Genomic DNA, 13,334 nt, shown 5'->3' with positions numbered 1-13,334 from the left:
GTTTTAATCTCGTTTGAATACGTTCTTTGATAGTCATCATCCACCTCCCGTTCAACTTTCCAAAGCATAGCAAACATACGACATTATTTCTAGCAAACATACGACATCCAGATAATGCACAGCCCTTGATATATCTAAATTACAGCACCAAACTCTTTATCAGTTATGCACTGATAATTAAAGATTCAGAACACCCCAGCACACGGGCCTATGACCTCTCGCCGCTCAATCTGTATATCGATAACGATGGCGATGAAGACTCACCCTATGAGGCCGAACTGGCAGGTATTCAGCGCCTGACGGCCAATCATATCGCGCTGTGGCACTCTATCCGCTCCCGTACCGCCAGTGGTGAAACCTGTACAAAATCACTGGTGAGGGATGATATGCGCGGCATCGGTTTTGATGTTGCGAAGAAATTTACCCGCTGGCTCGACAAACTGGAAATTGATGGGTTGATTCATATTGACGGGGAGAATATATGCCCCAATTCATTAAGCAATACAGCAAGAAACTAACCGGGGGATAAAGTGGGAACCAAGTGGGGGAACATCGATTTTTTTACCAATTTAGCCTCGAATCCCCCACTTCCCACTTACCTATACACACTAAATGGGGGAAAGAGAGCAAACCCGCGTCATGACTGGGCTGAGAGCACCGAGCCAAAACCCAGTTGGGGGAACAAGTGGGAGTCAGTTAAGTGGGGGAAATGTGGGGGAAGGGTTTAGGCTTGGTACTGGTTTTATCAAAGGTACATAACGATGTTTTAGCTCTCGGCTTTACCTTGACCAGCCAACTAATGGTTAATAACTTGGTAAAATTCCGACACTAAATACACCCAACAATACCAATTAAAATATTACATAGTTTAATAAACTAATTATTTATGCCAAAAGTACAATGTACTTTAATTTTTCAATATAAGATTATCTAACGGTAAAAACATCACTTTAATAATCATATTTCACGATAATATATTTTAGAAGTAATTAGCTAAACTACTATTTATATTTTTTAGCAGCAAGGTAAAATAATTCTACAACTCAATATTATGAGTCATGAGTCAACTCATTGGCGGTTAGGTATAAAGGGCTATCATATGGTCTAACGTATCTTGGTGATAATATTTATGCTGTTGTTTTCACAGAGATAAGTGATGATATTTGTCGTATTATCAGCCTGCGAAGAGCCACTAACCATGAGGTGCAAAGATATGCCAACTCTTAAGCCTGGTACTATTCTTCCAACCCCAGAGGAAGACAAAGAGATCAGAAAAGCCGTTGCTACCGATCCTGACGCGAAGCTGCTTGAAGATCCAAACATCAAGCTTGTTTCTTTTAGTGAGCTGAAGAAAAAGAAAAAAATGGGACGCCCCACAAAGGCAGATCCTAAAATCGATATACGCATGCGCTCTGATATCGTTGAAAAAACAAATATATACACAATATTATGATGTGAATTAGTCACTTTACAGTAAACACTCGCGCCAAATTATTTCTGCACAAAGGACACCTCAAAATGTCCTTTGTAAAGAGATAACTCCACGATGCTACAAGCTACCCTACCAACATGGTTGAATAGAGTGCCACCAGAGCAAAATTTGAGCGGCATGGTAGATCACCGTACACTGAAGATATGAAAGCCAATTGGACAGACAAATCCAATATTACAGACAAGTACAGCTGTTATTACAACTCATACTGTTTATTGGCCGTCACGAGCGCTTAGCTAAGGCTGTTCCAGTTCAGTCAGCTTGTTCACCCGCCTTCTCCAGTAGTGAAATAAGACCATGAATAAGCCGAATCTCAACCCAGCAATAAAACTGATCTAGTAACACCATTGATATGCTGTAACCCTCAGTATTATAAATTGTAAGCCACAGGAATAAGCTCCAGCCCCTCTTGTTAAACCAAGCGAAATCTAATCTGACAGTCGCCTTTGTGCCAGGAGCGGAAGTTGAAGCGACGAAATATGATAAATTATGTAGGGCTGATTACGATTAAGGAAAACTAAACAACCTTAGCCATTTATTTATCAGTGTAATGAGAAAAAATTAGGGAGACATAAGCTTTGACGGAGACTGAATACAGAGAAGTGTTGCAAAACACGTTAAAAGGCTACACACAAAGTGCGGTCGATATGATCTTTAAGATCAAGACTAACCTTCCAGAAAAAGCTAAGTCAGTCGACGTCGGTATCCATCCTAATCAGGATGAGGATGGAATGTTTTCTGTCATGGTCCATCTTTGTGGTCCAGATCTGTATGTTCTCAACAAAGCTATAGCGGATTATCGATTGCTATTTGATGTGAAATTTATCGGGGGCAAATTACAACCAAATGTTCCGATATTGGATCCTGACGAAGTTTCATTTTCGATCAATGACTTGATTGTTGAAGTTAGTATTGATTGGGTTAAGACAATATGGGATTTATCTGGAGGTCTGAAAATTCCAGGATATGTATTTGGAGACGAATGTTCTTCAACAGGCCTTATACCATTGAGCAAATGAATTTGTCTGCTCTTCGCTCGAAGCTGCTCGAAACCCTTCAAGCTCTCCGTTTCTAAAACGGACGTTATTTACATAATATGAGTCTGGACTAGAGCTACGCTTGGCACATTAGACAAATTGTCTCTGCGCTTGATACGCGCGCACTATTTGTTGGCATGCTTCATCATGAAAAAGATCCGTAGTCATGATGATAGAATACACATCGTAGTCATTCACCAGTTTATTCGCATTCAAGCGAACATCATCTTCTGGTCGAAAGAATGTCTCATCTGTGCCAGTAATGAATGCTAGATCCGTACGTTGGATTGCCTGGTCTACGAGATATCCAGCAGTTTCTTTCTCGGTCGTAATCTCTAACCAGACACGTCCAGGCATCTGAACAACCCTTACGGCAACAATATCGGAACGTAGGTACATGGAATATTTTTCTCGAAGCCGTTGTGTTACATCTTCGGCTACATATTGCTCCGCGGGACTTTGGATTGGTTCCGCTAATTTGATCAATAACGCAATAGCTTTGTCGAGCGGGTAGCGAAAGAACTCGCGTGACGTATTGACACGAAAATCTGTTAATTCCAGATGTACCCTAGCCTCCAGAGTTTCATGTTGTTCGGCAAATATTTCGAAGGCCACTTGAAAGGGTGTTGGAATACCTGTAGAGGATAATTCACGTGCCCTCATACGGGAATCACGTAGTGTTCGACCGACCTTTATCAATCCCGGCATGCTCGGATTGACCAAAATATATACATAGCCTGGAACCATAGATAAACTTCCCTTTTTCTAAAGATCTATTTTCTTGGCGATAGTTTACTACAGATGTTGCTAAATGGATGATCACTGCTCTAATAGCCACTACAACTCTAAAGCTGATTCAGAGTTGCCAATGAGCATTATGTACAACGTCAGCTTTTCGCTCATTGCAGTCCATTGAAATCCCTTTTGGGGCTGCTTCGTGCCAGAGGCTGACATTGCAAACTCAGGAGTAAATACGCCAGCCTGGAGATGAGTATAAGCGCAGGTCAGCCACGCTTTTTTACATGGGTATAAATATCAGGACGGGTGATACTCCATGCATAGTTTTCCCGATTAACGGGTTCATAGCCAAATTTTTCATAGAGCCAGGGAGCCGTTGTTGTAAACAACATGATCCTGCGAAGCTGCTCAAAAACAGGATGATGATGTATGCATTGCATCACCCATCTTCCCAGCCCCTCTCCCTGATATTCCTCAAGAATATAAACATCACAAAGGTAAGCGAACGTAGCATAATCTGTTATCAAACGCGCGAAACCTATCTGGGCTTCATCGTGATAAACGCCGAAATTGAGGCTGTTCTCAACTGATGCACTGACAATAGCCAGATTAATCCCTTTAGCCCAAGTTGACCTCGTCAGATAGCGATGGATGGCCTGCACATCCAGTTTTTCCCTATCTGTACTTACATGGTAGTTATCCTTATGCCACTCATGCTTCTCTGAAATGTTCACGTACATTCCTGTTTAAAAATTTCTGGGAAACCTAACCCTATCACTTGATAGAAAATCGTACTATCGGTACTGCTTCGGAATAACTTAATCCTGTGCTGTTATCAATGAGACATTACGTCTGTTTTTCGCTCATAGCAGTCCTCTGATGTTACTTCGGCTGCCCTGTGCCAGGAGCGGACATTAAGGTAAGGAAATTGCGATACTTTGAATGATGAAAGTCGTTTCTGCTCAGTTTTTAATGTTGAGAGCAGCCTCCTACAGTTAATCCAGCAAATGATAAAGATAACATTCACTCATTTACTGTATTAACGCCTCTCGCTGGTCGCTGACGCATAGCGCCCGGCGGATATCCATTGATGCGCTTAAACGCTCTGCTAAATGCTGCCTGTGAGGCATAGCCGAGGCGTAGAGCAACGGTGTCAATTGAGATCTTATCGTGAATAATCCAGTGACCTGCGATGCGCATTCGCACCTCCCTTACATAGCGCAGGGGAGGTATGCCGATGATTGATTTGAAGCGTTCAGCAAAAACAGAACGTGACACATGCGACTGGGCAGCAAGCTCAGCAACAGACCACTCCCGACTCGTATCGCGATGAATGGCCAGAATAGCACGGGCAAGTCGTGGATCACGTAACGCAGCGATCAGGCCAGCGGCGTTCTCGCTGCCGTTTTCGATCCATCCACGCACAATCATGGCAGCCGCCACTTCTGCGAGGCGTGCCAGAATACCCGCGAAGCCAGCTCGTCCGGAACAGATTTCAAATTTCATCGCGCCCAGAATGGGAACCAGCCCCGGATAAATCTGTTCATTTGCCTCAACCACTATGGCTTGCGGCATCAGTTTACCAAGCCCCTGCATGCCACCGAGATCGAACTCCATACAGCCATAAAACAGAACCGTGCTGGGTGTCGGATGCGAACTCGGGCAAGTATTGATTCCGCTAACAGCCTCGCCTAAAGGAGCAGAGCCTAATGTATCGATATGTTGAAATGAACAGCTGACATCCGATATAAGCTGATGAGCCTCACCCTGCGGCATGAATACCATGCTTCCGGCTTTCAGTTCGTACAACGTACCGTCGTGTGTGCGAAGCAGAGCAGTGCCCACAGCGATGTAATGAAAATAGGCATGTCCCGGCCTGTTGCTAAAACCGACGCCAAACTCAGAGCCAGTCTGTAAACGGCGATACTGCACGCCACGCAGGCGCATTTCTAGCAGCAACTCACTGATGAGCTCGGATGACAGGGCAAAATGTTTATTCACATGCATATTCAGAGTTTCGGGTAAAAAATCAGGATATGGCATCATAGATCGTCCAGCTGCTCAACTCTACACTTGGAGCTGTAATTTTTCCCCAAGAAGAGTGTGTTATGAGAAATGAAGCAACTGAAGCTATATCCGCTAGTTTGAATAGTTCGGAACCCAAAGCATCCGCATGGATGGCCGTTATTTCACTGACGATGGGCGTGTTTGGCTTGCTAACTGCGGAATATCTTCCTGCCAGCCTGTTGACACCCATGGCCGCCGATCTCGGTGTGACCGAAGCTCTTGCTGGTCAAGCTGTGACGGTAACGGCTGTGGTGGCCCTGTTTGCTGGTCTGATGGTTCCCCGCCTGACGCGTAATTATGATCGCCGAAATGTTTTGCTTGGTTTTACCATGCTGATGATTGCCTCCAACCTGCTTGTCGCACTTTCATCCAGTCTGGTTGTTCTGTTAGTCATGCGCATTTTGCTGGGCATCGCGCTGGGAGGCTTCTGGAGTATGGCTGCTGCCGTCGCTATGCGGCTGGTCCCTGCTAAAAGTGTCCCACGTGCTCTCTCCATTATTTTTAGCGGCATTGCTGTCGGTACTGTAGTTTCGATCCCGCTGGGGAGCTATTTAGGTGGGCTTTATGGCTGGCGTAGTGCGTTTCTCGCTGCAAGTTTAGTCGGTGTGCTGACACTGCTCTTCCAGCTATTTACTCTTCCTGGTATGGCTCCGCGTAAAATGATGATAACGGCATCTGTCATGGATTTACTCCGCCGCCCCGGTATTGCGATGGGAATGACGGGGTGTGTGATTGCCCATACTGGCCAGTATGCGCTGTTTACCTATATTCGTCCGGCTCTTGAAAATATTGCCCAACTTGATGTGGATCGTTTGTCTTTAATACTGCTTGGATTCGGCGTCGCTAATTTTATCGGTACGCTGCTGGCTGGATGGCTGATGGAGAGAAGCCTGCGTCTTACTCTGATACTAATGCCAGCGCTTGTCGGTTTAGCGGCATTGGGCATAATTTTGCTGCCACTAGAGGAAAAAGGGTTAATGTTGTTCGTCGCGTTGTGGGGGATGGCATTTGGGGGCGTACCCGTTGCGTGGTCAAACTGGGTAGCACGTTCCGTTCCCGATCAGGCTGAAACCGCTGGCGGCATGGTAGTCGCAGCAGTTCAGTCCTCAATTGCTGCTGGTGCTGCGTTGGGGGGATTACTCTTTAGTATCAGCGGCGTAACAGGTGTTTTCATCACCGCTGGTTGCATAATGTTTTTTGCCACGCTCATTATTGGACTAAAGGTGAGGGTCGCGCTGACCTGACCACTTCCCATATAACAACGTTTCAAATGAAGGCCAGCTGAACCAGGTGGCAGGCCTTAATAAAGTAGCGAGATTTATTAATCCCTTCTCGTACTATTTATTGTCCACTTCACGCTCATAGCAGACCGGACAGCAATTCAGCCTGGTTGCTTAGTGCCAGGAGCGGACCTTATAAACATTGACGCTGACAGTAAAGCGGCACTGAGTCGGTACGGTGAACTGATTTTATGCTAAATATGAGTGGTTGGAACACTATGACGGGATGAAGTGGTAAATGACTGGCTTAATATTCGTTTAAAGTTTTCCCCGTCTGAGTCGATAAAAGTGGGATCAACAAAAACGCAAGGTGATGCTCATGTATGGAAAACTGGCCATTACGGGAATAATGGTAACGTTGTTGAGTGGATGTACGGCGGGGTTTAGGCCTTCATTGGAAGACTATAAAGGTTCAGATGCAGCCCGGATTCGTGCTGCATCTGATGGCAATACAGCTCTTCAATTTTACGAAAAACAGGCAAGTGGTTGTTATAAAAAAGTTCTAGAACGCCGGATTACTGCTGGTTTGGCTATTATCGGTATTCCTGTCACAGGAAATAAAAAAATCGGAATGCCAGAGTCATCTAATAACAAGGGCATTTTCATAAATGAATTTACTATCAAGCCGGGGCAACTGGTGACGGTAATTCATTATTGGACCCAGGCTGGGTACTATCAAAATACAGTACAGTCTACCTCCGAGAGATTCATTCCTCAGCCAAATCATGATTACGATATCGTCGTTACTGGCTCAGAATTTTCCGGAGATAGCGTATCGGTAAAAGATCTGGATTCAAACGCTAAGATAGTGGGATGGGAAGGCGAGTACTGTCCCTCTGGTATGTTAGATTGATTGCATGACGCAAGTCACTGTCTGTACGGAAATAATCTGGTCCAAGCCCACCCAGGAGTGGGCTTTTTCATGCGGGCAGTGAACGAACAAAAAGGGAAAGAATATGCGTGCAGAAATGAAGGAAAAAATCATCAGGACGTGTGAGGCTAAAATCGCGGCCAAGGGCGGTAACGTAAGTCTGTCTTTCTATGCTTTTTTTGCCAATAAAAATGATGATCCGGAACTACTCATGGAGGTTGCGCATTGGTGGATTATGGAGATGAAGCTGGATCACTTTGAAAAGGCTGAAAAGATAAAATCTCTCGTTCTAGCCATATAGCTGGACATTCTGACTACGTGGCTTTTGGACCTACAGAGGGGCATCATTCGGATATGATGGTTAATCGATTTGATATCTGTTCAACTGAACTCAAGATGCCTCGCAGTTCTTCTCTTCATTATCTTATGGCACCCTTCATGCAGGGTCTGCTCCTCGCTCGAAGCCGCCTATCAATGTATGACGCACTGTCACTGCATAAAAGGCGTCCTCGTGCCAGAGGTGGAATTAAATCTCACTTGCTGAAAACTATATGAGCTATACGTTGACACAAGCAACCGATAGTTTATCGGAACATCAGCCTGAATTATCATTCACTGGCAATATTTTTTATTAAGCTCATTAAATGACTTCACCTGCAATTGATACTCATAAACTAAGTATTTATCATCAGTAGTGTATGCAATGGGACGGCGTGAGTATTTAACGTTCAATATCAAGTGATATGGCTCTGCAGAGATAAACCGAGCACCTATTTTTTGATTGATTTTTGTTCGGCCAGAAATAATTCCGCACACATAATTCGCCCCCTCAAAGTGATGAGTGCTCATTTCGGAGAATGATATTGGTTTTGAAAAATCAATATCACTATCGCAAAAACCTAACATCATTTTCTTCTTATTTTCATTTGAAGGGTCTTTTGCTAAAAAATCTTTGAATAAATCACAACTTGCCGATGAACTCGCGACCCTTTTAAGAAAATCAATCAAATATGGCTTAATTTGTTCATGTTGAAGATTTACTTGACCATACGAAGCTGGAATTATGGTTAGTAGATGCAACGCTGATAAAACCAAACTTCTCATGAGCCTTCTTCCGTGAATGGATGTCCATGCTACATCGGCAAGAAAATACCTAACTTTAATGACCTGCGATTTTCAACCACATTAGACGCCTAAATCACCTTGTGGTGCAATCAATAGTAATCCGTCCGCTTTTCGCTCTCAGCAGACCGATACCACTAGGCCATATAATAAAGGGCAAAAAAGCTTTCATCTTTTGTTAGCATCTACTTTTCTGCGGATATTAATCATCCTTACATACATATCTCTAAATTCTTTATCCTGCTTGATTACCATTTCCTTGGACAAGGATGCACGCTCATTATTCCATTCATGAACAATATCCTCACATGCCTTATAAGCATCATTAACAATATTTTCAGCAGGAATCGTCGTGTTGATATATGGAATAGTATGTTTGTTCAGGCATATAGAGATGGGCGGCCCATAATCATGGTCTTCAGCATGGAGGGAAATAGCGAAAAGCATTGTTAACAGTGTTATAAATCTCATTTTCATTTTCCCTGTTGTCACAATATGACCAGAAATACCTGTCCTCTGCGAAAATATCGACTTTCCGTGATGAACCTTTAGTCGCTGAAGAAAGTTATTATGCATATGTTATGACTGCTTACACAATACCGGCCAAGTGATAGTCATCCTGTATCAGCTTGTAAAAGCTACAAGGTCAGCTTCACGCCCTGAGACTTTCGCCACATTTTTTTCTCTTCCATTAGTTTCAATATCTGTTCTTTCTCTTCGTCAAACGTCATAGCCCGAAATACTTACCGAACATATGTTTTCTTTTTTATCCGGTTTGGGCGATACAGAGAACTATTGAAACAAGAGTTGTATCCTGCTTTTACTTTCATTGCCTGAATACCAAATCGTCATATCAGTGATAGTGAATATTAGGAAAACATGCTTATTGGTGTGTCACTTTCCTGCATTGGTATACGTTTAGGTATACAAAACAAAGTTGAACTCGATTTTTATGAGTAAATACAAAGCATTGATTAACCTATTCAGCGTCCCCCAGCCCATTTAATTCAGATAACGAAATCACTTTTCAGAATAGTGATAACTAGTCACTACCCCTTCATCTGAAAAATCGACAGCCAGAAATTGTTCCCTATCATTAATAACTGGGATAATCAGATAGATGTGCCGATCTACGATTTTAGAGTAATAATCCCAATGCTTTGTATTATTGTAATTTTCCGTATTTATTGGCACTCCAAAATTAATAAGTACATCTTTACGGCTTGTCACTGTAGGTATAAGTTTCTGCTTGATTTCATTCTCTGAATACTCTGATAAACGTGTCTTGTTTGTGCTGTCAATATTTGAAGCGCAAGATGTAATCAACGCACAAACTAATGCAATACTAATTAGCTTCCCTCGATTCATTTTGAAATACCCTTTTCAACATAGATCCCATTAGTACTATCCAGCACAACTTCCTTTAGATAAAGAACACAATACCCAGTTTTATCGCCATAACTAATATTAGCTTCGTAGATTTTTTTCTTTTCTGGTGTAAATGGTAAATTCACGCTGCAACCCTGATATAAAGAATGATGAATCGTTGTCTTTTCTTCTGGCACAAGTAATGTTTCGAAATAGTCTTGCTTATACTCTTTCCCTGTCACTTTAGGCAGTCCAATGTCCTTTGTAGAACCTAAAAAAGGATTTAAATAACGGTTATGCTTTAAAACCCAGCCACCACTTTCTTTACCCAACTTATCAGTTTGATATAAGGCATAGCTCATTGGTGGACCAATGAGGCGAATTTTAGCAACGTCTGGACTATCACTAGGTGGGATATACTGAGTTGGTTCAGGGAAAAAAGTACTACAGCCTGAAATACTCAGCACTACAGGAATTAAAAGATAGTTTAAACACTTCATGATATATCCTTATTAAAATATAAAAAGTCGCAGCGATATCTAATTATAAAAAAAATAAATCTGTCTGCGGCAGAAATTAGGTGATTTTTACCGACATAGGGACAGTCCGTTTTCGGAAAGTTGCGTAGTAAATATGAGGCCTCGAAGCGTCTCAATACGCATTTTTATTTGGTTTCCAGGAAAATAAAGTATTCATTCCGTATTTTCTTCAATGATGTTTAACATTGTATTTCGGTATCGGCAGTATTTCGTATTTCTTCAGTATTTTCTGAGACTTCATAGGTCGCGATCAAGCCTGCAAGTAGTGAGCGACTGGTGATCTGTCCGTCCTTGATTGGCATACTCTGATTTTAGATATCTACTGTATCCCAATTATCTTCGAACATTTTATGGTCAATAAGTCTGCTCTTTCTTTTCATCAAACGTCGTAGTCCGGTTCCTTGCCGGAGATATATTTTATTTTTTATCCGGTTAGGGCAATACGATGAACAACTAAAACAAGATTTATCTCCTGTTTTTGCTTTCATTGCCTGAATCTCAAACTCTTATCCACTATAGAAGTATGGATATTTTTGTATCTATCAACCTATGGGTTTTAGCCGCTTTGGCGCATTCAGAGTGAAAGTAATAGGTACGGTATGGAGTGACCAGATATAGGAATTTTACCGAATTATGATTATTGCTATTCATCATGTAATCTTCTGACCGGTCTTACTATCGCATGCATATCGCTTTCTTGTTCAATGCCAATATAGGCAAACAAAATGTGTCGGGGTTAGTGCTGACCCGGCAATATCAGAGCTTTGACCGTTTATCTCATCACCCAGCTCCCAGTTGATATTTACTTCAGCATGAATAATAAGAGACTTTATGAATAATACTCATAACCTTCCTAACCCCGCAGAGTCGAATAATGAATTACGCGTGTGGCAGGTTTTAAAATCACCAAAACTTATGACCCGCGAATGTCTCGCCGGTGTTGTGACAGCGTTGGCACTGGTACCGGAAGTTATCTCATTTTCAGTCATTGCAGGAGTCGATCCTAAAGTGAGTTTGATCGCCTCCATCGTCCTTTGTTTCACGCTTTCTATCCTTGGAGGCCGCCCTGCAATGGTATCCGCGGCGGCGGGTTCGGTTGCTTTGGTGATCGGCCCGATGGTTCACGCACACGGCGTAGAATACATATTGCCTGCGGTAATTTTGGCGGGGATAGTTCAAATACTTTTCGGCCTGACAGGCCTGTCGCGCATGATGCGCTATATTCCTCGTTCGGTCATGATAGGCTTCGTTAATGCGCTCGGTATTCTGATATTTTTTGCTCAGGTGCCGCATATCTGGGGCCAGTCAAGTCTGGTATGGGTTATGTTTGCCGTTACCCTTATCATTGTTTTACTGCTCCCACACATAGTGAAAAGTGTACCCTCACCACTGATAGCCATCATCGTTGTTACCCTGGTAGCTATTCTGATGGGCTATAGATTACCCAATGTGGGCGACGAAGGAGCAATGAGTGCCGATTTGCCCAGCTTCACTCAGTTACTTGTTCCGCTCAACTGGCAAACCTTCCAAATAGTATGGCCCACCGCGTTAAGTGTCGCTTTCGTCGGTCTGATGGAGTCTTTGTTAACAGCAAAGTTGGTCGATGACATTACCGATACGCAATCCAGTAAACGCCGGGAATCTTGGGGTCTCGGTGTTGGCAACATTCTCGCGGGTTTCTATGGTGGTATCGCGGGTTGCGCAATGATTGGTCAAACTATCGTCAATGTGGAATTAGGTAAAGCTCGTAGCCGGGTATCCACAGTAGCAGCCGCGGTGGTGTTACTGGTCTTGGTTACTGGTCTAAGCAAGTTGCTGGCACAAATCCCAATGGTCGTGCTAGCAGGTATCATGATGGTTGTCGCAATGAAAACCGTTAACTGGCACAGCCTGCAACCGGCCACACTTAAACGAATGCCGTGGTCTGAAACGCTGGTGATGGTGTTAACCGTTCTGGTTACAGTTTGGACCAGCAATCTTGCGTTGGGTGTATTGGCAGGCGTTATTGTTGCCATGATCCTGTTTGCTCGCCGTATCGCACATGTGATTTATGCAGAGCGAACCCTGAGTAATGATGGCGCAAGTGTTCGTTATACCGTACACGGCCCCTTATTTTTTGCCAGCAGTAATGATTTGTTCGAGCACTTCGACTATGCGCACGATCCTAAGCGAGTCATCATTGACCTTACACATGCGCAGATTTGGGACGCCTCCACGGTAGCCGCGCTGGATGGCATCGAGTACCGCTATCAAAGATATGGTGCAGAAGTCATTATTGAAGGATTAGATACGCGCAGCAGTGATTTTCATAGCCGTCTCAGCGGAAATTTGAGGTAACGACATTGACTACAGCAGCCCACCTTGATGGTGGGCTGAGTTTAACTACATACCATGGTTATCAGCAATCCGAATACGACCCTAATCTATAGCCAAGCTGTTCAATCGATTGCTTTAATGCTGGCGACGTCAATACTTCCAACTCAGTAAGTCGTGGATAGCAGTAACCGCTGGTCATCAGAATTTTGTCTATAAAGGCAGGGTGGCACATCACCTCAATGGTATTAATTCCATTTTGATCCGCTGTTGCTAACAACTGCAAAAAAGACTGTTCTGTCAGATTCTCGCCATAAAATCCGGCATCAAACCACTCGGTGCTACGGGGATTATTCAGCACCATGCCCTGCTGTTGCGCCTCATGGCGATCAATACGTAATGGTAGTGATTTTTCGTGGGCAAAAGATTCAATCAACGGATAAATCTGGGGCAACATATGGACATGATGATGGCTATCAATATGAGTTGGTGGGCGGCCAAACACAG

At 43.4% G+C, this 13,334-nt stretch carries 14 protein-coding genes and 1 pseudogene; 7 read left to right on the top strand and 8 right to left on the bottom strand.

The features are described from left to right. Window positions 1-176: 176 nt before the first annotated feature. The 3 genes and pseudogenes from ACNSO8_RS08355 to ACNSO8_RS08345 all read left to right on the top strand — a co-directional run. Window positions 177-518, top strand: a pseudogene (locus tag ACNSO8_RS08355) (Cro/Cl family transcriptional regulator); the annotation flags it as partial. Between the two features lie 695 nt (window positions 519-1,213). Further along, complete coding sequence (locus tag ACNSO8_RS08350; protein ID WP_219655269.1) at window positions 1,214-1,453, top strand: hypothetical protein; 240 nt, start codon at window positions 1,214-1,216, stop codon at window positions 1,451-1,453. Window positions 1,454-2,070: 617 nt separating this feature from the next. Continuing rightward, a complete protein-coding gene (locus ACNSO8_RS08345; protein WP_072187839.1) occupies window positions 2,071-2,511 on the top strand; it encodes a DUF6389 family protein in 441 nt (146 codons plus the stop codon). Window positions 2,512-2,619: 108 nt separating this feature from the next. Here the strand turns inward: ACNSO8_RS08345 and ACNSO8_RS08340 are convergent, their stop codons facing one another. From ACNSO8_RS08340 to ACNSO8_RS08330, 3 genes are all read right to left on the bottom strand, one after another. After that, a complete protein-coding gene (locus tag ACNSO8_RS08340) occupies window positions 2,620-3,276 on the bottom strand; it encodes a GIY-YIG nuclease family protein (RefSeq protein ID WP_268216016.1) in 657 nt (218 codons plus the stop codon). A gap of 257 nt (window positions 3,277-3,533) precedes the next feature. Then, window positions 3,534-4,007 (bottom strand): GNAT family N-acetyltransferase, encoded by a 474-nt coding sequence (locus ACNSO8_RS08335; RefSeq protein ID WP_407083975.1) that lies wholly within the window; start codon window positions 4,005-4,007, stop codon window positions 3,534-3,536. A gap of 283 nt (window positions 4,008-4,290) precedes the next feature. Further along, a complete protein-coding gene (locus ACNSO8_RS08330) occupies window positions 4,291-5,313 on the bottom strand; it encodes an AraC family transcriptional regulator (RefSeq protein WP_019082155.1) in 1,023 nt (340 codons plus the stop codon). 62 nt (window positions 5,314-5,375) lie between these two features. Between ACNSO8_RS08330 and ACNSO8_RS08325 the strand changes: the two genes are divergently transcribed. The 3 genes from ACNSO8_RS08325 to ACNSO8_RS08315 all read left to right on the top strand — a co-directional run bounded on the left by ACNSO8_RS08325 (window position 5,376) and on the right by ACNSO8_RS08315 (window position 7,786). Then, window positions 5,376-6,578, top strand: a complete 1,203-nt coding sequence (locus tag ACNSO8_RS08325) for an MFS transporter (RefSeq protein WP_418394376.1) — start codon at window positions 5,376-5,378, stop codon at window positions 6,576-6,578. Window positions 6,579-6,933: 355 nt separating this feature from the next. Then, window positions 6,934-7,467: a hypothetical protein gene (locus tag ACNSO8_RS08320; RefSeq protein WP_019082153.1), complete on the top strand. Its 534-nt coding sequence runs from the start codon at window positions 6,934-6,936 to the stop codon at window positions 7,465-7,467. Between the two features lie 103 nt (window positions 7,468-7,570). Continuing rightward, a complete protein-coding gene (locus tag ACNSO8_RS08315; RefSeq protein WP_411937178.1) occupies window positions 7,571-7,786 on the top strand; it encodes a DUF6500 family protein in 216 nt (71 codons plus the stop codon). Between the two features lie 311 nt (window positions 7,787-8,097). Here the strand turns inward: ACNSO8_RS08315 and ACNSO8_RS08310 are convergent, their stop codons facing one another. From ACNSO8_RS08310 to ACNSO8_RS08295, 4 genes are all read right to left on the bottom strand, one after another. Continuing rightward, a complete protein-coding gene (locus tag ACNSO8_RS08310) occupies window positions 8,098-8,589 on the bottom strand; it encodes a hypothetical protein (RefSeq protein ID WP_050111686.1) in 492 nt (163 codons plus the stop codon). 186 nt (window positions 8,590-8,775) lie between these two features. Continuing rightward, the gene (locus ACNSO8_RS08305; RefSeq protein ID WP_418394375.1) at window positions 8,776-9,183 is read right to left on the bottom strand and encodes a hypothetical protein; all 408 of its coding nucleotides are present in this window, start codon (window positions 9,181-9,183) and stop codon (window positions 8,776-8,778) included. 444 nt (window positions 9,184-9,627) lie between these two features. Next, complete coding sequence (locus ACNSO8_RS08300) at window positions 9,628-9,975, bottom strand: hypothetical protein (RefSeq protein ID WP_046694655.1); 348 nt, start codon at window positions 9,973-9,975, stop codon at window positions 9,628-9,630. Further along, window positions 9,972-10,475 (bottom strand): hypothetical protein, encoded by a 504-nt coding sequence (locus ACNSO8_RS08295; protein WP_080376068.1) that lies wholly within the window; start codon window positions 10,473-10,475, stop codon window positions 9,972-9,974. Before ACNSO8_RS08295 ends, ACNSO8_RS08300 begins: the two co-directional genes overlap by 4 nt. Window positions 10,476-11,345: 870 nt before the next feature. On the opposite strand from ACNSO8_RS08295, the gene ACNSO8_RS08290 reads away from it, so the two are divergent. Then, window positions 11,346-12,851 carry a SulP family inorganic anion transporter gene (locus tag ACNSO8_RS08290; protein WP_418394374.1) on the top strand — a complete coding sequence of 502 codons (1,506 nt, stop codon included), beginning with the start codon at window positions 11,346-11,348 and terminating at the stop codon, window positions 12,849-12,851. Window positions 12,852-12,912: 61 nt separating this feature from the next. Here ACNSO8_RS08290 and ACNSO8_RS08285 read toward each other — a convergent pair. Further along, on the bottom strand, window positions 12,913-13,334 hold a 422-nt coding region (locus ACNSO8_RS08285), incomplete at its 5' end, for a ChbG/HpnK family deacetylase (protein ID WP_418394373.1).

Source organism: Yersinia sp. LJYL362 (assembly GCF_048323875.1).
This window is presented reverse-complemented; position numbering and strand designations above follow the sequence as displayed.

Bases quoted from the DNA above. Each gene is read 5' to 3' on its own strand.
- ACNSO8_RS08305 (WP_418394375.1), bottom strand. From the start codon at position 9,183: ATGCATAATAACTTTCTTCAGCGACTAAAGGTTCATCACGGAAAGTCG.
- ACNSO8_RS08310 (WP_050111686.1), bottom strand. From the start codon at position 8,589: ATGAGAAGTTTGGTTTTATCAGCGTTGCATCTACTAACCATAATTCCA.
- ACNSO8_RS08300 (WP_046694655.1), bottom strand. From the start codon at position 9,975: ATGAATCGAGGGAAGCTAATTAGTATTGCATTAGTTTGTGCGTTGATT.
- ACNSO8_RS08340 (WP_268216016.1), bottom strand. From the start codon at position 3,276: ATGGTTCCAGGCTATGTATATATTTTGGTCAATCCGAGCATGCCGGGA.
- ACNSO8_RS08315 (WP_411937178.1), top strand. From the start codon at position 7,571: ATGCGTGCAGAAATGAAGGAAAAAATCATCAGGACGTGTGAGGCTAAA.
- ACNSO8_RS08350 (WP_219655269.1), top strand. From the start codon at position 1,214: ATGCCAACTCTTAAGCCTGGTACTATTCTTCCAACCCCAGAGGAAGAC.
- ACNSO8_RS08290 (WP_418394374.1), top strand. From the start codon at position 11,346: ATGAATAATACTCATAACCTTCCTAACCCCGCAGAGTCGAATAATGAA.
- ACNSO8_RS08330 (WP_019082155.1), bottom strand. From the start codon at position 5,313: ATGATGCCATATCCTGATTTTTTACCCGAAACTCTGAATATGCATGTG.
- ACNSO8_RS08320 (WP_019082153.1), top strand. From the start codon at position 6,934: ATGTATGGAAAACTGGCCATTACGGGAATAATGGTAACGTTGTTGAGT.
- ACNSO8_RS08325 (WP_418394376.1), top strand. From the start codon at position 5,376: ATGAGAAATGAAGCAACTGAAGCTATATCCGCTAGTTTGAATAGTTCG.
- ACNSO8_RS08295 (WP_080376068.1), bottom strand. From the start codon at position 10,475: ATGAAGTGTTTAAACTATCTTTTAATTCCTGTAGTGCTGAGTATTTCA.
- ACNSO8_RS08335 (WP_407083975.1), bottom strand. From the start codon at position 4,007: ATGTACGTGAACATTTCAGAGAAGCATGAGTGGCATAAGGATAACTAC.